We start from the raw sequence: 21,648 nt of genomic DNA, 5'->3' as shown, positions 1-21,648 counted from the left end.
CAGGTGCTGTACGCGTGGGGTTGGCTACCCGTAGGGGGTGCCCCTGACGGCGGCAGATCACCGTGCCTCGTCGTGGCGTCGGCCGTCGTGCAGCGCGGGCGTTGTGGACAGCGAGGTCTCGTAGGGGTTGCTTCCGTGCTCCTGACGGCGGTCCACCTCGTTCGTCCGGGCGCCGATGGTGCGAGTTCAGCCCACTCACGGTGATAACGGAGCAGGGATCGGGGCTTTCCCGGGTGGCTCGTCGCGGCGGTGCCCCACTGACGGCCCGTACTCATCAACGGACGGTGGAGCAGCCTCAGCCGGTCAACCGCGAGGTGGGGCGGGTTGTCGCCCGATGGAGATCCCCGTGGACAACCCCGTCTCGGGCGCCTGCTCCGGCACCGGCGTGCCCTTCGAGCCACCCTCGTGCGGAGGTTCGGTGCAGGCGAGGCCGAAAGGATACGGCCAACCTCGTTGGTCACAACCACCCAACCCTCCCCACTGATGCCACCATTCCTCAGGGCTTACAAGGGCGACCCGGTCCTGGCCACCCAGAGGCCCTGGCGCAGCCGTGAGCGACGGCGCCCATACGACTTCGTCGAAGAACTGCGCTTCCTCCCGTCCTCAGCCGACGCCCCGCGCCGGCCAGTCCTGTTCCGGTCGCCACACGGCCGCCACAGAAGGAGTTCCCGTTGAGACGGTCTTCCCTCCAGACATCGGCCATCGGCGCCCTCGTCGCCGCCGCGAGCCTGCTCGTCGTAGCCCTGCCGAGCACCACGGCGGGGGCGTCCCCCTCGTCAGCAGCGGCGCCCGGGCAGCCAGCACCGCCGCCCCGCGCCGGCGCGTTACCCGCCCAACTCACCCCGGCACAGCAGAAGGGCCTCTTGACCAGGGCCGGCGCCGACCGAGCCGCGACGGCACGGGCCATCGGGCTGAGCGGCAAGGAGCAGCTGGTACCGCGCAGTGTGCTTAAGGACGCCGACGGCACCGTCCACACCCGCTACGAGCGCACCTTCGACGGCATCCCCGTGCTCGGTGGCGACCTCGTGGTCCACTCCTCTGCGTCGGGCGCCGTCAAGAGCGTGACCAGGGCGACCCAGGCCCGGATCACGGTCCCGAGCACCACTCCCGTTCGGTCCGCTGCTTCCGCCACCCGTTCCTCACTCGCCCGCGCCAAGGGGTTCGGCATTGCGAAGACCGCGCCCGCAGGCGCACCCAGAGCGGTGGTGTGGGCGGGCACCGGTCGACCTGTCCTGGCCTGGGAAACCGTGATCAACGGCATCCAGGACGATGGGGCTCCCAGCGAACTCCATGTGATCACCCATGGCACGACGGGCGCCGAGCTCCACCGCTACGACGGGGTGCGGAAGGGCACCGGCCACAGTCAGCACAGTGGACCGGTCACCGTGGGCAGCTCCCGCTTCGGGTCGTTCTTCAACCTCACCGACAACGGGCGCGGCAGCCACCGTACGCTCGACCTCAACGGAAAGTGGGGCTGGGACGCGGTCGGTACCGTCCTGACCGACACCGACGACGTCTGGGGCGATGGAACCGCATCGAACCGCCAGACGGATGGTGTGGACGCCGCCTACGGCGCTCAGGTGACCTGGGACTACTTCGCCGAGAAGCACAACCGCTACGGACTGCGGAACGACGGGGACGGCGGAACCTCCCGGATCCACTACGGAACCGACTACCGCAGCGCGTTCTGGCAGGACTCCTGCTTCTGTGTGACCCACGGCGACGGCGGCACCGCGCCGCACACCTCCCTCGACGTGACCGCACACGAGTGGGCACACGGCCTCACCGCCCAGACCGCGAAGCTGTACTACTTCGGCGAGGCGGGCGGTCTGGCGGAGGCGAGCAGTGACATCTTCGCCACCGCGGTGGAGTTCCACGCGGACAACGATCACGACCCGGGCGACTACATCATCAAGGAGAAGGTCGACACGGCGGGTTGGCCCTGGATGGTCCGCAACATGGACCGGCCGTCCAAGACCGCGATGCACACGGACTACTGGCACCCCCGCATCGACTCGGGCCGGCGTGACTGGTACATGGCCGGTCCGGCCAATCACTGGTTCTATCTGCTGTCCGAGGGCAGCGGCGCCAAGACCGTCAACGGGGTCCAGTACGACAGCCCCACCCACGATGGACTGCCGGTCGCCCGGATCGGCCGGGCCGCGGCCGAACGGATCTGGTACCGGGCGCTCACCGTCTATATGACCTCGACCACCAACTACGCGGGGGCACGTACCGCGACCCTCGCCGCCGCCGCCGATCTGTACGGAGTGGGCTCCACGGTCCATAAGCGGGTGACGGATGCCTGGGGAGCCGTGAACGTGGGCCAGCGCTCGGGGAACCCGACCCCGAGGCCCCCCGGGCCCGAGTTCGAGAACATCACCGACCACCCGCTCACCGGCACCCCTGCCCAGGCGGTCTCCTCCATCACGGTCAGCGGGGTACCGGGCAACGCCCCCAACATCCTGACGATCGACACGAACGTCATGCTGGCCAGCACGGCGGATCTGGAGCTGATCGCCCCCGACGGGACCGTCTACCCCATCGCGGGTGCGTACGGCGGGATCGAAGGACCGAATCTCTACCAGGGCACGGTCGCCGTCGACGCCTCCGCGGAGGTCGCCAACGGCACCTGGAAGCTCCGGGCGACCAAGGGGCCCTACGAGGGAGCGGCAGGCTACATCGACAGCTGGAAGCTGTACTTCTGAGGCATCGCTCGCACACCGACGGCGGCCGGAGGCATCTGCTCCCCGGCCGCCGTCGGGCTTCCCCGGCAGCTTGGCGACCACTCCAGGAGGCAACGGATTTCGTCGTTTGGACGTCACCCAGCTTCGATTTACTACCGTATCTAGAATATTCTTATGCGATATCGCTAGTATCTGGCCGAAAGGGTATCGGTCACCCCTACCCTTCGGGCCCCTCCGGGGAGCCCTCCATCCGGTCCGATGAAAGAGCCGATGTGACGCAGAGCCCGCTGCCGCCCGAGCTGCCCACGACCGAACGCACCCGCCATCGCCGACTGCGGGACCAGGGGAGCAACGACCGCCAGGCTCTGGACTCACTGTTGAGCTCGGGCTTCATGTGCCACTTCGGTGTGGTCATCGAAGGTCAGCCGATGGTCGTACCGACCGTGTACGGAGCTGACGGCCTGCACCTGTACTTCCACGGCTCCGTCGCCAGCCGGAGCCTCATAGCCGCCCCGGATGCCAGCGTCTGCGTCACGGTCACCCAGGTGGACGGTCTGGTACTGGCCCGGTCGGTGTTCGAGCACGGTGTGAACTACCGCAGCGCCATGATCTACGGCGTACCCCGTGTGGTCATGGATCCCGAGGAGAAGCTGGCCGGCCTGCGATGTCTGACGGAGCAGGCCACTCCCGGCCAGTGGGACTACGCCCGCCGCCCCACCAAGAAGGAGCTCGCCGCCACCACACTCCTCGCCCTCTCCCTCGCGGAAGCCTCCGTGAAGATCCGCACCGGAGACCCGGACGACGGGGACGGGCCGGACGCCGAACTCGGCCTGTGGGCGGGCACCCTGCCGTTGGTAACCACCTTCGGCGAGCCGCAGCCGGATTCCACACTCGATGCGGGCATCTCCGCGCCACCCCACATCCTCGCGCGTACGGGCACCCGACTGGGCTGACGCCCACTGCGCGGAGCCCCGAAGGCGGGCATCGTTCCACCATGCACACAGGAGCCGGGAGTCAGCTCCTCACCGTGTCCGCGCGCTCCCGGACGGCCCGCGTCGGTCGCGCAGGGGAGATGAGTACGGTCGCCACCAACCCGAGCGCGATCAATCCGGCCGCGACATAGCTGCCGATGGCGATGCTCAAGGTCATCGCGGCATCGGCCGCGTCGGCGACCGGAACGGTCCCCGGATCTGCCGCAAGGGGCCCGATCGCCGCTCCCGCACTGTCGGTAACGGCCCGGGTGAACTCCTCGGCCTGCGCGGCAGGCACCTCGATGCGCGTGAGACCGGCCCTCAGATCGGCACTCAGTGTGGTGAAGAAGACCGTGGTGAGCACGGCGATGCCCAGGGCCGCCCCGAGTTCGCGGAAGGCGCTCTGCATGCCCGATGCCTGTCCGGCGCTGTGCTCGGGCACCTCGGCGAGCACAACATGGGTGACCTGGGCCGTGGCGAAGCCCACGCCGATGCCGTACAGGAAGAGGACCAGCGCGATGGACCACCAGGAGCTGTCCGTGGCGGCCATCAACCCGAGCCACACCAGAGCGACCACCTCCAACACCAGACCGATGCGCACCTGGTCTAGCGGCGAGACCTTGGTGGTCATACCGAAACTCGCCCCGCTCGCGACGAAGCTGCCCACCGCGAGGGGGACCAGGGCGAGCCCCGCTTGGAGCGCGCTGTACCCCAGGGTGAACTGGAGCCACAGCGGGAGCACCGCGATGATGCCGAACTCGCCGAGCCCGATGATCACGGTGACGACATTGCCGTTGCGGAACGAGGCGATCGAAAACAGTCGGACGTCCATCAGAGCGCCCGCCCCGTCACCCGCCCCGTCGCCCCGAGTGAGCGCCTTTTGCCTGCGGAAGAAGACCTGGAGCACCAGAACCGAGAGCCCCAGCGCCAGCAGCACGGGCGAGGGGCCGCCGGACCACGAGAACCCCCACACCTCCAGCGGTCGGATGGTGGTGATCCAGCCGTAGGTCCGCCCTTCGACGAGCCCAAAGGCCAACAGCCCGACTCCGAGTACGGACAGCACTCCACTCACCGCGTCCACCCGGCCACGGCTGCTCGGCGAGGGGGCGAGCCAGGCGAAGGCACCCGCCACGATCAGTGCCGAGAGGGGGACGTTGATGCCGAACGCCCACCTCCACGAGGCGTGCTCGGCGAGCCATCCGCCCAACAGCGGGCCGAGTGCGGCGGCGGCGCCGATGGTCGACCCCCAGACGGCGAATGCCTGCCCACGTTCCTTGCCCGTGAAGGTGGCGTTCAGCAGGGCCAAGGAGGTCGGCAGGATCATGGCCGCGCCGACCCCTTGGAGGAATCGGGCCAGGATCAGCCATTCACCGGTGGGCGCCAGCCCCGCCACCACGCTGGTGGCGCCGAACACCGCCACGCCTGCGATGAAGACGCGGCGCGCACCCAGGAGATCGGCGAAACGCCCCGCCAGCAGGAGCAGCGCCGCGAGGACGATCGCGTAGGACTCCTGGATCCACTGCACCTGGACCGAGCTGATGCCGATGTCCTCGATCATCGGCGGGACGATCACATTGACGATCGTGGTGTCGACCACGATGAGGGCCACACCGGCCGCGATGGCGATTAGACCGAGCCAACGCCGGGCGGGGGAAGAAGGAGCAACCACTAGATACCTCCACCGTAAAGTAACTTCGCGGTGAAGGTAATGTGATCGACGATAGGTTGTCAATGCGTCGTCATGGATCGTCGGCGCGAGGAAGTAGAGGAGGCGCCTCGATGGAGGAGTCGATGACGCCCGACGGTGTCGCGGCCCAACGGGAACGACTGGCGGAAGAGCTCCGCGCCTACGGCGCGAGCTTCACCGAACTCGGCCGACGCTTCGCCGTGACGTTGGGCGTGCACTCCACGGACGCCTTCGCCCTGCTGGAGATCGCCTCGGCCGAGGAGTCCGGCACACCACTGTCTCCCGCCCTGCTCAGCAGGCGCATTTCCCTGACATCGGGCGCCATGACCACCCTGCTGAACCGTCTGGAACGCGCGGGCTACATCTCGCGCTCCCGCGAGCACAGCGACCGCCGCATCGTCACTCTGCGCTCCAGCGCCCAGGCGAAGGAGCTCGCCCGGTCGTTCTTCGAGTCCGTGAACTCACGACAGGACGCCATCCTGGCCGAGCACCCGCCCGAGCTGCTCGACCGACTCCAAGGCATCCTCGCTCAACTGAGGGCCACCATGGACGCCGATCTTCGAACCGAGCACTCGGAGGGATAGCAGGCCGCGAGGGCTACCGACAGTTCAACGCCCACACCACCGGAGAATCGGTCCGCTCGGCCATCTGGGCACCCAGATCACCTGCCGGCACCGCCCGCCCGCACCTGCTCCCGCCCCGTCCGACAGATGGGGCGGGATTCCCCCCATGGGCCATCGGCCCTCACCCGCCCCGACAGGCGACTGCACGACACCTGCCGAGCGACGTCGACACTTCCCGACGGATCGAGTTTGGCCGCTGGCGTACCCCTCCCCCAGCCCCCGCCGCCACGACGCCGCACCCGCACGGCGCCACAAGGCTGCCCCATTAAGTCCGAATTGCCCATTTAGGGGTTTTCGCTACACAAAAAGAGGAAGCCCCGCAAAGGATCATCTCTATCAGGTAACGAGAAATTGCGTGACTTGGGTCACGCAGGGCAAAGAATTGATCTTTCCGAGCAACCCCACAACGCCTTCACAGAACGAAAGTTGAGCATCCGAGCGAAATCCCGAAAGGGAGAGCTCCGAGACAGGAAATGATCCAATAGCCATCCGAACGGAATTCGAGTCTTGTTCCATTCCCGTTCTCTCGTCTACGGTCATCCTCGAATCCGGACGGACCGCCGAATCCTGCCACCGTCCAACAAATCCCACTCACTCACGTATGGCAGGAGCGGGGGAACCAGGTAAGTCGCCGTCCAGCAATGGAACGGCTTGGGGTGAAGTCGCACAGTGTGCGACCGGGCATCTCCAGCCCGAATCCGACAGCTCACCTCGCAGGCGACGGAGAGGAAATTCGCCATGCCTGCATTCGGTAAGCACCGCCGCCCGCAGAACAGTTCAATCGCCAAGAGCCTCATGGTCCTTGGGGCAAGCGGGGCCCTGCTCGCCATCCCCGCCCTGGGAACGGCCACCGCCCACGCGGCCCAGCCGACCAGCACCAAGGCCGCCCCGGCAGTCATCGCCCAGCAGCAGGTCAGCAAGCAGGACACCGCCAAGACATACTCCGTGGTCACGGGTGACTCCCTCTCCCAGATCGCGGCGGACCACCAGCTGAGCGGCGGCTGGGAGAGCCTGTACGAGCAGAACCGCGAGGCCGTCGGCGACGATCCTTCGCTGATCCACCCCGGTCTCAAGCTCTCTCTTGGCAAGGCCGGCACCAAGGCCCCGGAAAGCACCGCCAAGACGGCCACGATCGCTGCCGAGCCCGTGGCGTACAGCGCCCCGGCCGCGGCTGTGACCTATGCCAACAACCTCGACGGCTGGATCAAGGAATCCCTTGCCGTCATGGCCGAGCACGGCATTCCGGGAACCTACGATGGAATTCACCGGAACATCATTCGCGAATCGTCGGGCAACCCCCTGGCGATCAACAACTGGGACTCCAACGCGATAGCCGGAACCCCTTCCAAGGGTCTCCTCCAGGTCATTGACCCGACGTTCCGCGCCTACCACGTTCCCGGAACTTCGACGAACAGCTATGACCCGGTCGCCAACATCACAGCCGCGTGCAACTACGCAGCTGACCGATACGGTTCGATCGACAATGTCTTCGGTGCCTACTAGGTCGCCCATTGAGGCTTCATCAGCTCATAGCATGTAATGCTCAGCTGAGGCCCTGGAACCCCGTCTTGCGACGGGGTTCCAGGGCCTCACTGCGTTTCCCGCGCCGACTCCCACGACCCGTATGAGCAGTCACCTGCCGGTACAGGCACCATGAGTTGGCCGCCGGGCAGTGAAGTCCGCAGTACTCACCATCGCGCACCGTGGTCAAGGAGCCAGCGATCCCGGTGCTCGTCACCGAGTTCCTTCGCCCGTGCCGTCGCCGCACGGGGCACCGGCTCCTGGGCCAGTTCCGCAAGTGTGCTGCGCATCTGCTCGGCGAATCTCCGTCCGGCTTCGGTGAGACATCCGCCCGCCAACAGCGTCTCGTTGGCCTCCTTGGCTGCGTCCCGCCACCGCGCGAACTCCACCACGGCCCGCCAGGCGGTAGCTCCGTCCTTCGACGCCCGGCGCTGCCGTCGCCAGAACTGGGCCACTCCCATGTGTGCGTACACACCGTGCAAGAGGCCGCCCGGGGGGCGGGGGTCCTCGCGCCAGGGCGCGTAGAAGAGTGCGCCGGATTCCCGTACGACGAGATCGACCAGGTGCGTGAGTGCGCTGAGCTTGTTGTGCTGGAGTTCGTGCACCAGCGCCAGGGCCAGATCGAGGGGCGAACGCGGGACCGAGAGAACCGAGCAACCGAACGCCTCGTCCGAACTGCTGGAGATATTGCGGTCGGTGGGTGCCCCGGTCGGCACGATCGCACGGTATGCAGATCGGGCCTCGACCGCCTGCCCCGGATGAACGGTGTGCAGGAGTTGCCACGCCTCTTCGAAGACACACCGCCACCGCTGCCACTGACACACGGTCAACCTCCCTGGATGCCCACCGCCGGGAAGAAGGTGCGGATCGAGGTCGTCCAGCAGGAGTGCCGGATCGTCGGCCGGAGCGAGAAGTTCACGCAGGGGCAGCCAGGGCATGTCGGCATCCTCGTGTGCGAGGGCGTGGTCGGACCGTTCCCTGGGGATCCGCACCGTCGTGGCGCCGCACTGAACCGTCGGCGAACCGGATGTGGTCGACACCAGGGCCGGTTCGCCGTCGGATGCCAGGGGGAATCGGGCACGCCCCAACGACGGCAGGAGCAGCCCCCCGCTGTGGACTGTCAACCGGACGGCGGCCGGCAGCCCGGTACGTACGGCTGCTACCGCCGCCACTGCGGTCAGGGCATCGACCGAGGGCGGTGGACCCGCCGTGGATCGATCGGTCGTCAGTTGGTTGAGGGCCCAGAGTTGGGCGGGCCCGACCGAGGGGTACGTCAACATCTCATGGACCACGGACGGGGCCCGGCGGTGCGCCGCACCCAGCAGTGACCATGCGTCGCGCGCCTGTGCGGCGAGCGCCCCGCCTCGCCGTTCGGCCTGTTCAACGACGGCCCGGGCGAGGATGACCCGCCGACTGTACTCAGCGTTGCGCAGCAGGGAGAGTGCCCGAGGGCCACCGTTCCCGGATGCGATCTCGTGGAACACATCGCCGTCGAGCCGGTGGTGGGGCGGGGCGGGCTCGTGCAGAGCGTGCGGAGTGTGCGGAGGGTATGAAGCATGTGGAGCATGCGGAGTGTGCGGAGTGTGCGGAGTGTGCGGAGTGTGCGGAGTGTGCGGAGTTTTCATAGGGGAGGCGTTCCGGTGGGTGCAGGGGCCGCGCGGAGTCGGTCGACATCCTGCGCCACCCGTCGCCGCACATGGTCGATGAGCGCGGTCAGATCAGGGCAGTAGACACTGGGATTGACGAAGCCGGTGCCGTCCGCTCGATAGCGGTGGGCGTAGTGTCCACCGCCGCAGACCCGTCGTAGCCGGCAGCTTTGGCAACCGGTCGCGAGTGCGGCGAGTCCTGAGCGCCTCGCCACCAGTGCGGATTGGTTCAGTGCCCGGTCGAAGGGGTCTTTCAGTACGTGCAGCGCGGTGGCGGCGGCGCCCGGATAGGTCGTGCGCAGGGTGTCGTCCTGGCTGATGGAGCCGTCGGTCTCGATGACGACGTAGCCCAAGGGCTCCAGACCGAGTCCCTCCACGACGGCGCGTCCACCGAGGAGCAGTGCGACGATCTGCTCCAGGATTCTCACCCGGGTCTCCTGGACCGGTGCGCCGTACCACTGTTCGAACACTTCGATCAGCCAGTCGGCATACGGGGTGTCGGCGCTGGCTGGATTCCGCCCCGGTGGCGGCGTGGACCAGTTGCCGTGCGGAAGCAGAAAATCCACCATGGGCGGGCGGTGGCGCAGGAGCGCGCGATAGGTGCGCACCGGGTCGTTGTCGAGGTCGATGGTGCACAAGAGCCCGCTGAACAGGGGGCGGTAGGGGCCTTCGGCGATCCGGTCCACCGCCGCGGCCACCTGGGCATGACTACCGCGGCCGTCGGCTCGTCGGCGATGGCGGTCGTGTGCGGTGCGGTCACCGTCCATGCTGATGCCGACCCTGACGTGGAGTTCGGCGAAGAGTTCGAGGTATTCCTCGTCGAGCCGGACCCCATTGGTCTGAATCGCATAGGTGAGCTGAACCGTCTCATCCACTTCGCGGCGAATCGCTCTCACGGCACTGCTGATGAATTCCTTTCCCGCCAGCAGCGGTTCACCGCCGTGCAGCACGATTCCCAAGGCGCCGAGTCCATGGGCACGGGCATGTTCGCCGATGCGCCGCGCTGTGGACTCCATCACCGCGGGTGACATCGTGCGCGGTTGTGTGCGCCAGACCTGATCGACGCTGCGGTACATATAACAATAGTCACAGGCGAGATCACATCTGCCATGGATTTTGATCACGAAATTGCGGAACGGAATCTCTTCCGGTCGGGCTGGATTCACGTACTGCACGGTGCGTGCACCTCTCGTGAAGGAGCTCTGGCCCGCCCAGTCCGACGGATGGCGTGGATTCAGTATTTTCAGCGGCTGATTGGCCCGTCAAGGTCAGGAATCGGCCGTCGTACAGGAATGCCCGCTTCCGTAGGGCGTCCGTCGGTTCTCCAGGAACCTGGCGCAGCGACCTGACTCAGCGTTACAATGTACGCGCGTGTTGCCCCCGCCTTGTGACCGGTTTCTATGAATCTCGCGAGAAGGGTGGTCGATCTCCCGATGACGGAGCCGGCCGAGGCACCGAATGATCTCGATTCCCCATTGGTCGATCTTTCTGGACTGCCATTTGAAAAGATCGCACAACTTCCCCAATCCGCGTTGGGTTTCACCCTGCGCAGACTCCATGAAGTGGCCGAACGGCCGGACCGCATCTTCACGGCGGACTATCAGGACCTCATCTGACGCCTTCACAGATCCCGCAGAGATCCCCGGCCCCGGTGATCCCGACCATGGAGCCAACGACGATGTCGATCTTGTCCGATGCCGGCCGTGACAACGGCCGTACCCGGGTGACCCTCTTCTGCTCTACCGCCGAGAACATCGGGCAGACCACGACGGTGGTCAATGTCGCCCTGGTCATGGCCGAATCGGGGCGTCGTGTGCTGATCGTGGACACCCGGCAGTCGGACATCAGGGCCTTTCACTATCTCGGTTCGCTCTCCGCGGGCACGCCCAACAGCGACCCGGATTCGACCAGATCATCGGGGGCCGCGCTTCCGCCGCCTTCGATATGGGACGTCTCCCTCCACAACCGCACCCTGCGCGTCGACCTCCTGACGCTCGACGACGTGCCCGCCCTCACCCGGCTCGACCCGTCGGTCCTCCTGCGCTACGACGAGGTCCTCATCGACGCCCCCGTGCCGCGCCATGACGAGGAGTACACCGTCCTGGCCGGGCTGCCCCACGTCCTCGCCACCTGCTTCCCCCTCAACTCCTGGCGGGTGGAGAACGCGGCGGCACTCGCCCGCAGGGTCAGACAACGAGCGGTGGGGCAGATCGGAGTGCTCGCCATCGGTCTGCGCGCGGACAGTCGGATGTACGACCAACTGCGCACCGCCCGGGCGCTGGTGCGGGAGAACTTCGAAGAGCTGAGCGACGGAGCGGGTGCCCACTACGTCGAGTTCCCGTACGAGTCGCTCTACGCCCAACTCGATCGACTGGCCGTGCAGGAGGAGGACCCGGGCTCCGACGGCGGGCTGCGACCCCGCTTCGTCCAACTCGCCGACGAACTCGCCCGCACCCAGCCGGTGGAGTTGAGCCGGGTCACGCTGCTCCACACACCTCGGCACATCGCCTGGGCGGAGTGGATCGCCGGCCAGCTGGAGTCGTGCGGGGTCGAGGTCTCGCGGAGCGGGTTCGACCCCTTCATCGGAGAGCCTCCGCTGCCCGGGGCGATGCTGCTCGTCGTCTCGCCACTGGGGGTGGAGAGCTCGAAGGCCGAACTGTTGGCCGATCTCTCGCATCCGGATGTACGGATGGTGCTGGTCGATGAGGAGGTCCTGCCGCGGGAGCTCTCCCACCACGAGCAGATCGTGATGCGGCACGTCTCGGAGGCGGAGGCTGTGATCGCGCTTCGGGAGAGTCTGCATCTGCCCGGTCCCGCATTGTCCGAATCCGTTCACCGCTTTCCCCGGATGCCGCGTGACAACAATCTGTGGCCACGCAACAACGCCTTCATCGGGCGGGACGCCCTCTTCGAAGAAGTGCGGGAGACCTTGGCCGCAGCCGCCGTCTCGCGCAGTTGCGGTCTGCTGCTCGGGCAGCCGGGCATCGGCAAGAGCCAGATCGCCCTGGAGTTCTGCCATCGCTTCCGGGGCGACTACGACCTGGTGTGGTGGGTGCCGGGCGACGGCCCCGCTTCGGTTCGCCGAGGTCTCACCTCCCTGGCCGAACGCCTGGGCCTGCCCACGGTCGGGGACCCCGTGCCCCGGGTCCTGGCCCATCTCGGCAGTCCGGGCAGCGGGGATTGGCTCCTCGTGTACGACGACGTGCGCGACGCCGCGGCCCTGTCGGCGCAGAACCTGATCCCGACCAGTCGTGGCGGGGGCCATGTCCTGATCACCGCCAGGCTCGGTGATCAGGTCGCGTCCGGGCACGTGGTGGAGGTGGCGCCCTTCTCCGCGGAGGAGAGCCGTGCACTGCTGGCATCAGCGGTGGACCAACTGCCCAGCCACCTCTCCGAGCAGATCGGCCAGACGGTTGGTCATCTACCGCTGACGGTCGCACTCGCCGCCGCCTGGCTCGATATGGACGCCGCCCGTCACGAGGCGGAGAACCGTTCGCGGAACGAAGCCGTCCTGCGGGCTGCCGAACGCTTCGACCAGGCGTTTGCGACCGCCCAGACCGATCTATTGGCGCACGAGAGGAAGGTGCCGCTGCCACGGGTGGTGCTGGAGGTGGCCGTCCGCTCCATCGGACTGACCGACGCAGCCCAGGCATGGGCGCAGGAGCACGGTGGCGCCACGGCGCTGGGATGGGTGTTGGAGTGCTGTGCGCTGCTGACCGGTGCCGGCGCCGATCTTGCCCTACTGCGCTCCCCACAGATGCTGTGGGCGCTCGCGCACCGCACCGGAGGAGCCGTGGGTCCACCGGAGCCCGCCGCCATGGTCAGCGATGAGCTCATGGTGGACGTGGCGCTGTGGGCGCTGTCGGGCCTCGGTCTGATCGAGGTCGACTTCGCCCGCCCGGGGCGCCCGGTACGAATGCACCAGGTGCTGCGCGAAGCGGTGTTGACCCGCATGGGCGACACGGAGCGCAAGGTCCGAGAGCGTGAGCTACGAGCCGTGGTCGGCGGGTACTCCCCCGGCGCCACCGCGGCGCAGGACGCCGGCCCTGCCGTGGGGACCAACGGAGGGCAGGGCGGCGAGCGCCAGCTGAGCGCCTCGCAGACGGGACAGCTGACCGCGCTGAGGATCTGGGAGGACCAGCGACCGCCGGTACAGCGCTGGCTCCTCGACCACCTCGGGGTGCTCACCCGCTCCGACGACGTACTGCGGCTGGCCGAGGCGCTGGAGTTGGGGCGTCGGGCCGAGTCTGCCTGGGCCAACTCTCCAAACTCCGCTGAGTACTTGAGGCTCCAGACGCTGCTCGCCCGTGCGTTGCGCAACAGTTCGGAGTATCCCGGGGCCAGTCGACACGCACGCGTCGCCCTGCGCGGATACCGGGCCTCGTTCGGCACCCACCACCCGCGGACCCTGCTCTGTGCCGATGCGTACGGTGCGATCCTGCGGGCGGACGGGCACTTCACCGACGCCCTCTTCGAAGGGCGCCACGTCCACCGGGGCCTCTTGGCGCTGCTGGGGCCCCAGCACCGGGCGACGGACCAGGTCGAACACAATCTGGCGCTCAGCGAGGCATTGGCGGGCGATGCGCCGTCCGCTCTCCAGTTGCTCCAGGACCAGTTCAACCGCCGACGGGCCATCGGCGGACCGGACGACCCGCGCGCCTGGCAGATCGCCAACACCCTCGCGGGCACCCACCGGGCGCTCGGGCAGAACCGGGAGTCGTCCACTCTGCTGCGGGAGTTCCTTGCGTACCGCAGTGCGATGGCCCCTTCGTCGGCGCCGGACGCCGATGTGTTGCGCGCTGAGAACGGGCTCGCGGTGGGCGAGCGGCGCTTCGGGCGGACCGGACGGGCCCATGAGCGTGACGGCCGGGTGCTGGCGGACTGTCTGCGGTACCTCGGCGAGTGGCACATCGTGACGCTGCGCACCCGCTACAGCCTCGCGATCGACCTCTATGAGTTGGGCAAGCACGAGGCGGCACTCCAGGAGTCCGCGATCTGTCTACAGGCGCTCGGCCACACCTTGGGCGCCGATCATCCCTACACCCAGCTGTGCCGGGTGCGCCATGGCGTCCATCTACGCGGAAGCGGTCGACCGGACGAGGCCCTGGAGGAAGGGCGCACCGCACTGGAGCAGTTGGAGGCACGGCTCGGTTCTACCCACCCGTGGAAGCTGGCCGCCGCGTCCAGCCTCGCGGGCACCCTCGCGGCGCGGGGAGAGTTCGAGGAGGCCGCGGACCTGGAGGAGTCCACGTTGGAGGGGTTCGACGAACTCGGTCTGACCCAGCATCCGTACCGTGAGCTCGTCGCCCGCAATCTGTCGGATCTGTTGGCGGTGGTGAGCGGGGAGAGCCGGGCAGGCGACGCGCTCCGCGGGGACATCGATCTGGAACTGCCCGGGGCCGTGTGAGACAGCCGGAGAGCGGGCCGAGGGCAGCGAGAAGGAGTGCACTGGAGATGACCGACATCCCTGCGGAACGACGACCACCCGATGCCCCGGTGGCGTTGCACGCGGAGCACTGGAACACCAAGGTCCAGGAGGACATCAGCGAGCTCTGTCAGCGGCACGTCGCCCAGTGCCCGGCCATACGGTCGGTCGCGCACTACAGCAACGGCATCCTGGACTTCGTCGTACACGCCCCCGGCGCGGAGCCGCTGCCCAGTGGTCCGCTGGTCGACCACCGCATCGACGCCGAGGGCCGGCCCGGACACCAGCTGGTCCGCTGTGTGCAGGACATCGACCGCTCGCTCGCGCCCCTGCGGACCGGCGAGCTGATGCGCACGGTCGTGGCGACCCCGACGGGCGCACTGTACTGCGGCCGGGTGAAGGCGGATCAGCACATCGTCGGGATCACCGTGGACGGTGGTCGGGTCGATGCGATGGACGATCAGCTCAACGATCTGGTGACCGAGCTGCGCGCCATGATGAACCTCCCGAACGAGTACATGGGCGGCATGGACGTGCCCTACGTCGTCCCGGACGGGACGGAGGGCCTCAAGTTCCTCACCGGCCATGCGGTCGACGAACCGATGGAGGCACGGCTGCGGGGAATCTGGCACCGCTTCCTCAACCACACCGACCTCCAATACCTCGCGTACTACCGGGGCTGGGACCTCATATGCGTGGGGGACGCCTTCGACAGTCCGCGCCTGGGCCTGCGATTCCTCGCCATCGAGCCGGATGCGCGGCGCCGGAGGTACCGCGACATCGCGGGAGGTCTCCGTACGGACATCGCACGACTGCGGGACGCCCTCCAGTCCATCACCCGGGACCCGATCAATCGTCTCGTGCTCGATGTCCAGGAGGGGGCCATCTACATCCACTGGTTGCCCGGGGGGCGCAGCAGCGACTTCCTGCTCGGTGTCACCCTCGACCAGCACCAGGTCGGCAATGCCGAGCGACGGTTGCGCGAGGTGCTCAGCGAACTGCCTCCCGCGCCCCGCCGCCTTCGCCGCTGACTTCACGCAGGACGGCCCGCTGAACCTCTTCGGCGAGTCGTCCGAAGACATCGCCGACCTGGGTGCGCCGCACGGCACGGGTGCCTTGTTCCTGAGTGGGGCGCGCACCGGGAAGGAGTTCGGCCCGAATCGGCGGCAGCACTTCGAAGGTGATCTCGAAGCTCCTGCACACGATGAAGAGGCTGTTCTCCTGCGCGGCGGTCGGCACGGGACCGGCTGTGGCCGCCACCGTGCGCAGCCAGCCCGCGATGCCGTCGCGGAAGCCGTCCAGCAACTGTCGGAGCAGCGCGGTGATGCCCAATGTCTGGAACTGTTCCATGGTGAAGGCCATGCGGTGGGGTCGGCCGTCGGGTGTGGCCATCCCGCTCGTGTCAACACCGAGTGACTGACGCAGGCTGGTGGTGCTCTCGCCGCCGGTCAGCAGGTCGAGGGCCTCCCTCGCGACGGTGAACAGCCGGTCCACCGATGCGGGCAGTGCAACGGCCGCTGTCCCGGAGGCACCGGACGCAGGGGATACGGACACGGGTTGTGCCGTTGCTCCCCATCGCTCCACCTGGCCGTCCAGCCGGTCCATGCGTTGCAGCACCTCGCCCTGTTGGACCGCCATGGTGCTCAGCCGGGTCCGCAGGGTGTCCAACGCGGTCTGCTGCCGTGCGGTCTCCATCCGAGCGGCCAGAACGTCCAGGGCACGTGCCAACTGCTCGCTGAAACCGGCGTCGCCGACCGCCAGTGGCGAGGTCCCGATGGCCTGTGCGACCCGGTTGCGCATGGTGCGGGGTACATGGCCGTTGGAGATGACCAGCACTTCGCAACTGCCCGCTCCGAAGGCGCGTCTCACGGTGCGCGTCACACGGGTGATGCGGGTGACATCGGCTTCCGCCAGTACGGACGACACCAGGAGGATGCCGATGGCGGAGGTCACGTCGACCCGCAGCCAGTAGGCGATCGCGTTGACTTCGTCGCCCGTGATGGCCGCCAGTTCGGGCGGGTGGAGCTCCCGGCGCCACTGACCGTCCGTGAGGGTCTTCTCCACGGAGTGGAGGACCTCCCCGATGTCACGGTGTTCATGCAGTTGGCGGACCGCCACCCGGATCAGATCGGCGTCGATGTGGGCGATGCGTTCGTCGGACGCCGCTGCGATCTTCCAGGACTGGTGACACACCCGCAACGCCTGCCGGGGCACCCCGTCGGACAGCTCCGCCACTGCGTCGATCGCCCCGGTGGCGAAGGGTGCGTACGTCGCGCGCTGCTCCTCGTCCAGTCCCGCGCCCCGGAGCGCGGCGGACGGCAGCGTACGGACGTGGGCGCGAACGAGCCGACCGCATTCCGCCCGCTCCAAACGGGTGGGCCAGATCTGGAGCACGCGCTCGTGCAGACTGCGCGGGAGCCTGCTCCACGGCTCGGGGCGGATGCAGAAGACCAGCAGACCGCCCTGATTGACATAGGTGTTGACCAACATCTCGAAGCCGTTGATGAAGGCGTTGTAGGAGTCGGGGGGCCAGTCCAGGACGTACTCCAGTGCGTCGAGGACGAGGACGTAGGGCTTGCCCACCCGACCGTGCAGGAAGCCGAAGACCGCAAGCGCGTCGAAGACCCCTTCGATGGCGTCGATCGACGAGAACACACCGCGCTCGATCAGCGACCGGGAGGGCGGGTCGCCGGTCAGCCAGTCCCACACCTCCCGGTTGTAGGGCCCTTCCAGCAGCAGGGCGAGAGCCGAGGCGAAACCCCGGTGGTCGGTGACGAGCCGAAGGTGCTCGACGAGGTTGCGGTGGATCAGTTCGCGGTCGAGGTCGATCGCCTGCTCGACCTTCTGCGGGTCGAACGACCGGTCACGCAACCCGGTGACGAGTTGCTCCCGCGCATGGCCGAAGCGACGCGACTCGTCCGCTTCCACCAGGTTCGCCGCGACGTCGGCACGGTAATGGCTGACGACCTGTTCGAAGGCGGTACGACGGTTGCGGTCGTCCCGGAGGCTCATCATCCTGTTGCGGTAGATCGAGCCCATGGCGATGCTCGGTTCATTGATCACCCAGAGCGGCGGCGGAAACGCCTCGACCGTGCTGCGGGAGCGGACTTCCGCCGCGACCTCGCGCGCCAGATGACTCTTGCCCATCCCTAGCTCACCGACGAGCGCTATCGCTCGCCCGCGCCCACCTCCCAGTTCGCGCCTGGCGAAGTAGTCGGCGACCTGGTCATGCACACGGGTGAGCGCCGCGGTGGCCACCGTTTCGGGCCGGGTCGCCGGTTCCAAGCCGGTCCGTACGTCGTCGGTGAACGCGCCCAGCTGCACCACAGGGCTGAACGGAAAGGGATTGCCTGCCTGGAAGATGTCATCCGTACGACTCACTGAGGTGATCCCTCCTCGCGCTACAGGTCGAGCCGGTCAGTATCCAAGGTCGCCGAGGTCAGGCGGACCGAAGTTGAGGGCGAATGCACTGAGTCGGTCCATGTCGATCTCCTCTTGTCCGGCTGCGATGACCTCCTGGGAGATCGCATAGAGAAATGTCTGAAGTTCTCTGACATTGCTGTACAAATGCTCTTCTGGACTAGTGGAGATGACTTCGTCGGCAATTTTCACGGCCTTGCCGGGAAGGCCACCGTCCGCCGTCCGCTGGCGTATGAAGCTAGCCCAGTCATCGGCCTTGATCTGCCCCATCTCCAGATGCATCAGATGCGTCGACTGATACTGATGAAAGGCCACTTCGACATCCTGACCGATGCTGCTTCCAGAACTCTCCAAAAAGAAGACGATACCGGCTTTGGCATGACTGTGACAGCTACCCAGGAATTGTTGACTGGCTTTTGGGTTCCGCCAGTTCACATGCGGCACCACGATCATGAGGACATGGTCCCTGATGCCGAGTTCCTCGCTGATCAAGGCATACATGTCGGACACGAACCGAAAGCTCAGTGCGGTCTTCTCCGTCTCCTTCGTCAGCACCTTCGCCCGCACCAGCTTGCGGAGCACCTCTTGGGCTATCTTGCGGTTCAGATCCGAAACACTGAGGGTGATGCCGTCCTCATGGCTGAATCCGTTGTCCTGGTTGCGGAATCCGCGCATGGTGACGACGTGCACACCGTCATATCCACTGTGCGGCTCCCACAGTCCGCCTTCCAATACGCTGGAGCGACCCAGGTAGTCATTGACCCGGCGCGATAGATCGTCAATACACCAATTGATCAGGGACGTCTTCCCGGAACCGGTCGACCCGCTCACGACGACGACGTATCCCGTACCCGGATCGCTGGAGACGATTCTCATGGGCTGAGGGCCCCGGGCCGCGAATGAGCTGATCAATTCGTCCGTGTGATCCACTGGAACCCAGAGGTTGAGATGCCCGGGAATGCGCCAGGGGGCTAACGGGCAGTCCTCCGTCGGCTTGACGATCTCGCCCGATCCGAAGACATCGAAGGGGGCCGGGATTCCGAAGGGGTTGACGGGCTCATCCGGGGTCATACGCGCCCACCCCTCGGTGCCCGACCCGGGAGCACCCGCCGCACATGCCTCAGCAGGGAGGTCGAGACGAGTCGTTCAACATCGGACAGCGCGGACTGGAGGAGGGTTCGCTGTCGATTCGCCTCCGCCTGCTTCTCGTGTTCCTTGAGGAGTCGGTTTCCTTGCGGCCCGCCCACGGTCTGGTCCGACAGGGGCTCGCCGAACGGAAGGGAACCGGCGAGGGCGAGGGCCTCAACACGCTGGGAGCCCGCCACTCCGAATCTCCGCAGGGCCACCACCAACTCACTCCGTGTGGAGTCGAGTTCGCTGTAGGAGGCATCGCGCTCCCCCTCCCACACGGACAGATAGCCTTCAGCGGCGAGCGCGAAGCGGATCGTCGCGCCGTCCAACTCGTCGGCCTGTGCCCTGCGCCGAGCGGAGGAGCGCTCGCTGGCTCCGCCGAGGAGGGTGAGCCCCGCGCCGAGCACGGCCAGCAGGGCCCCTGCCACCAAGGTCTCCAGCAGGCTCGGCCCCGATGCGCCCGGTTCGGACGAGGCGTTGGCATCGGCCTCCATCACCGCGGCGCACACCCGCCGGAAGGAATCCCTACGCTCCTCAGCCCACTCCTCCACCGTCCGGAAATCGCTGGCCTTCGGCGAGGGGCCCGGTGGCGATGGAAGGAGCCGTTCGGGCTTCCCCTTCGCCTTGGTGGCGACTCCGAGTCGCACCGCGGCGTCCACAACCGCCTTGCGCCGTTCCTTGGCCAGGCAGTACACCGTGTGGACATCGTCGGCACCGGCTCCCTTGCCCGTATCCGTGTTCCCCCCGGGGGTGGCAGCCGTCAGACCGGGCACGGCTGTGACGTCCCGTTCCCCTACCGCGAGGGCGTCCCCCACCGAAGGGGAGGCCGACAGCAACAGAAGTGCGCCGAGGCACCACAGAAGGGCCCAACCCCTCAACCACATGCCGCATCTCACCCGTATCCCCCGTTCGCCCTAGGGCTTGGCTGTATCGGCGCTCTCCATCGGCTCCTGTAGCAGCCCGCAAGGGCCTTCCTGGTCCTGGTGGAATCGGCCTCCAGTACGGTCCTCCCATGCCGCCCAGACTCCGTTGGTGACGTAGTACAGCGCGTTGACCGTGAGGATCGCGGGTCCGACGATGGCCACCGTCCCGGGGAAGTCCGGCTCCAGGGCGAGCGCCAGAATGATGGCCGTGATGCCGTTCTGCTGGCCGAGGCCCAACTGGACCCGATCGCTCCGCCCAAGGCCCGAGATCAGCCGTGGCGCGACCCACAAGCCGATGACCACTTGGGCGCCGAACGCCGCGAGACCCAGCACGAAGCCGCGCCAAGGAGCGATCCCCTCTGCGAGCAGCAACCCAAGGATCGAGGCGGCCAGGACGAAGGCAACGGACACGGCTCGTTGGACGACGGGACCGTACCGACCCACCCGGAGGAAGAGTCCGGCAACGGCCACCGCAGCCATCAGCATCCAACCCGCCGCAACGGCGATCAGCACCAGGGCCAGTAGGAGACCGAGGCCGTCCGGCAGTGCGGACCCCGTACGAGCGGTCGGCCGAGGTCCCCGGTGGCGCCGTGCCCTACGCAGCCACCAGCGGGGCACGCCCCACAGCACCGCGACGGCAAGGAGCAGGACGAGGTTCCAACCCAGGCCGGCCAGAAAGGCTGAGGAGCCTTCGCCGACCGTGCCGGCTGCCGGTCCTCCCGAGCGGTCCGACAACTGGAAGGCGAGCACGGAGAAGTACAACGTGAGCAGCACGGTCATCGGATCGTCGAATGAAGCCCAGGCCGCGAGCAGGGACTTGGCCCGCGGAGACATCCGACGGCTCTTATTCATGGCTGCCACGGACAATGGATCGATCTGGGCCACCGCAATACCAAGAACGAGATACTCCGGTTTCCCGAAGACCAGGATCATCACTCCGGCGATCAAGAGGGCCTTGAGAAGGACCCCCAGGGTTACCGCCAGAACGAGGACACGAAGATCACGGCGCATTTCCCCGAGATCGATGTCGTGCGTGCTTCCGTACAACCCCACCGCGAGCAGGAAGCCGGCCAGATACAAATACCAGGGGGCTTCCACCAGTTGCTCCGCGCTGAGCCCCTGACCAACGGCGACTCCGACCACGACGGCACCCAGAGCAGCCAGGACGACTCTGGGCGGGGCAATCCCTCCTGCCACTCCCCTGGCCAGGCGTAACACACTCACGCTCACCGGCGACCCTCCGTTCCCGTACCTCGATCTCCCCGCACAGGATCAGTGATCGAATATGAGTGAGCGGTTTCATTTCCGCACCAGAAACCGCAGAACAGCACAGAAAATAGCAACCATTGACCAGAAGGACTTGACCACCTTCTGCCAGTCCCGCCCATCATGCCGCAACAGGCAACAGAGCCACTCGGCTTCCCCGAAATATCCACCGTCGCCACCCCCCTTTCTATCGGAACCCCCGGCTCCAATAGACGGCTGACATCGGAAATCCCCAGCCTTCCTGATTCATTCCCTTGCGTCCGGGGATCAATCGGCCGTCGGGTGGCGCTGAGGGGGTTCGGGCGTACGGCCAGCGCCTCGAAAGGACCGGTGCCCGCCGCCCTCCAC

The 21,648-nt window shown here is 67.2% G+C and carries 14 protein-coding genes and 1 riboswitch; of the genes, 7 read left to right on the top strand and 7 right to left on the bottom strand.

The annotated features are described in order from the left end of the window. The first annotated feature begins 671 nt into the window (after positions 1-671). Both OID54_RS36560 and OID54_RS36555 read left to right on the top strand, forming a co-directional pair. Entirely contained in the window at positions 672-2,708 is a 2,037-nt protein-coding gene (locus OID54_RS36560) for a M4 family metallopeptidase (protein ID WP_329026832.1), read from the top strand. Between the two features lie 251 nt (positions 2,709-2,959). Beyond that, the gene (locus OID54_RS36555) at positions 2,960-3,640 is read left to right on the top strand and encodes a pyridoxamine 5'-phosphate oxidase family protein (protein ID WP_329026831.1); all 681 of its coding nucleotides are present in this window, start codon (positions 2,960-2,962) and stop codon (positions 3,638-3,640) included. Positions 3,641-3,701: 61 nt separating this feature from the next. On the opposite strand, the gene OID54_RS36550 is transcribed toward OID54_RS36555, so the two are convergent. Next, positions 3,702-5,327 carry an MFS transporter gene (locus OID54_RS36550; protein ID WP_329026829.1) on the bottom strand — a complete coding sequence of 542 codons (1,626 nt, stop codon included), beginning with the start codon at positions 5,325-5,327 and terminating at the stop codon, positions 3,702-3,704. A gap of 110 nt (positions 5,328-5,437) precedes the next feature. Here OID54_RS36550 and OID54_RS36545 point away from each other — a divergent pair, with 110 nt between their 5' ends. Continuing rightward, positions 5,438-5,929, top strand: a complete 492-nt coding sequence (locus tag OID54_RS36545) for a MarR family winged helix-turn-helix transcriptional regulator (RefSeq protein ID WP_329026827.1) — start codon at positions 5,438-5,440, stop codon at positions 5,927-5,929. Between the two features lie 617 nt (positions 5,930-6,546). Continuing rightward, positions 6,547-6,703: riboswitch (cyclic di-AMP (ydaO/yuaA leader) on the top strand. 3 nt (positions 6,704-6,706) lie between these two features. Continuing rightward, complete coding sequence (locus OID54_RS36540; RefSeq protein WP_329026826.1) at positions 6,707-7,471, top strand: transglycosylase SLT domain-containing protein; 765 nt, start codon at positions 6,707-6,709, stop codon at positions 7,469-7,471. Between the two features lie 185 nt (positions 7,472-7,656). On the opposite strand, the gene OID54_RS36535 is transcribed toward OID54_RS36540, so the two are convergent. Then, positions 7,657-8,973 carry an HEXXH motif domain-containing protein gene (locus OID54_RS36535; protein ID WP_329026824.1) on the bottom strand — a complete coding sequence of 439 codons (1,317 nt, stop codon included), beginning with the start codon at positions 8,971-8,973 and terminating at the stop codon, positions 7,657-7,659. Between the two features lie 137 nt (positions 8,974-9,110). Next, entirely contained in the window at positions 9,111-10,211 is a 1,101-nt protein-coding gene (locus OID54_RS36530) for an FxsB family cyclophane-forming radical SAM/SPASM peptide maturase (RefSeq protein WP_329026822.1), read from the bottom strand. A 357-nt stretch (positions 10,212-10,568) separates the two neighbouring features. Between OID54_RS36530 and OID54_RS36525 the strand changes: the two genes are divergently transcribed. From OID54_RS36525 to OID54_RS36515, 3 genes are all read left to right on the top strand, one after another. After that, entirely contained in the window at positions 10,569-10,751 is a 183-nt protein-coding gene (locus OID54_RS36525; RefSeq protein ID WP_329026820.1) for a hypothetical protein, read from the top strand. 62 nt (positions 10,752-10,813) lie between these two features. Further along, positions 10,814-14,542, top strand: coding sequence for an FxSxx-COOH system tetratricopeptide repeat protein (fxsT, locus tag OID54_RS36520; RefSeq protein ID WP_329026818.1), 3,729 nt, complete (start codon positions 10,814-10,816; stop codon positions 14,540-14,542). A 47-nt stretch (positions 14,543-14,589) separates the two neighbouring features. Continuing rightward, the gene (locus OID54_RS36515; RefSeq protein ID WP_329026816.1) at positions 14,590-15,591 is read left to right on the top strand and encodes a hypothetical protein; all 1,002 of its coding nucleotides are present in this window, start codon (positions 14,590-14,592) and stop codon (positions 15,589-15,591) included. On the opposite strand, the gene OID54_RS36510 is transcribed toward OID54_RS36515, so the two are convergent. Genes OID54_RS36510 through OID54_RS36495 form a run of 4 tightly spaced genes read right to left on the bottom strand, consistent with a single transcriptional unit; the run spans position 15,551 to position 21,258 of the window. Then, positions 15,551-17,941: a hypothetical protein gene (locus tag OID54_RS36510; protein ID WP_329026814.1), complete on the bottom strand. Its 2,391-nt coding sequence runs from the start codon at positions 17,939-17,941 to the stop codon at positions 15,551-15,553. The genes OID54_RS36515 and OID54_RS36510 overlap by 41 nt on opposite strands. Before the next feature lie 36 nt (positions 17,942-17,977). After that, positions 17,978-19,051 carry an ATP-binding protein gene (locus OID54_RS36505; RefSeq protein ID WP_329026813.1) on the bottom strand — a complete coding sequence of 358 codons (1,074 nt, stop codon included), beginning with the start codon at positions 19,049-19,051 and terminating at the stop codon, positions 17,978-17,980. Continuing rightward, a complete protein-coding gene (locus OID54_RS36500) occupies positions 19,048-19,995 on the bottom strand; it encodes a hypothetical protein (protein ID WP_329026812.1) in 948 nt (315 codons plus the stop codon). The genes OID54_RS36505 and OID54_RS36500 overlap by 4 nt, the downstream gene beginning before the upstream one ends. Before the next feature lie 30 nt (positions 19,996-20,025). Continuing rightward, positions 20,026-21,258: a hypothetical protein gene (locus tag OID54_RS36495; RefSeq protein WP_329026811.1), complete on the bottom strand. Its 1,233-nt coding sequence runs from the start codon at positions 21,256-21,258 to the stop codon at positions 20,026-20,028. Positions 21,259-21,648: the final 390 nt, after the last annotated feature.

It is taken from the genome of Streptomyces sp. NBC_00690, assembly GCF_036226685.1.
In the GTDB taxonomy this organism is placed as follows: Bacteria; Actinomycetota; Actinomycetes; order Streptomycetales; family Streptomycetaceae; genus Streptomyces.
Note: the sequence above shows the minus strand (reverse complement) of the source record. Positions and strands in the feature narration are given on the sequence as shown.

What these genes read in the sequence shown, in the direction of transcription:
- OID54_RS36545 (WP_329026827.1), top strand. Translation starts at nt 5,438, where the DNA reads ATGGAGGAGTCGATGACGCCCGACGGTGTCGCGGCCCAACGGGAACGA.
- OID54_RS36540 (WP_329026826.1), top strand. Translation starts at nt 6,707, where the DNA reads ATGCCTGCATTCGGTAAGCACCGCCGCCCGCAGAACAGTTCAATCGCC.
- OID54_RS36530 (WP_329026822.1), bottom strand. Translation starts at nt 10,211, where the DNA reads ATGTACCGCAGCGTCGATCAGGTCTGGCGCACACAACCGCGCACGATG.
- OID54_RS36525 (WP_329026820.1), top strand. Translation starts at nt 10,569, where the DNA reads ATGACGGAGCCGGCCGAGGCACCGAATGATCTCGATTCCCCATTGGTC.
- fxsT (WP_329026818.1), top strand. Translation starts at nt 10,814, where the DNA reads ATGTCGATCTTGTCCGATGCCGGCCGTGACAACGGCCGTACCCGGGTG.
- OID54_RS36515 (WP_329026816.1), top strand. Translation starts at nt 14,590, where the DNA reads ATGACCGACATCCCTGCGGAACGACGACCACCCGATGCCCCGGTGGCG.
- OID54_RS36505 (WP_329026813.1), bottom strand. Translation starts at nt 19,051, where the DNA reads ATGACCCCGGATGAGCCCGTCAACCCCTTCGGAATCCCGGCCCCCTTC.
- OID54_RS36500 (WP_329026812.1), bottom strand. Translation starts at nt 19,995, where the DNA reads ATGTGGTTGAGGGGTTGGGCCCTTCTGTGGTGCCTCGGCGCACTTCTG.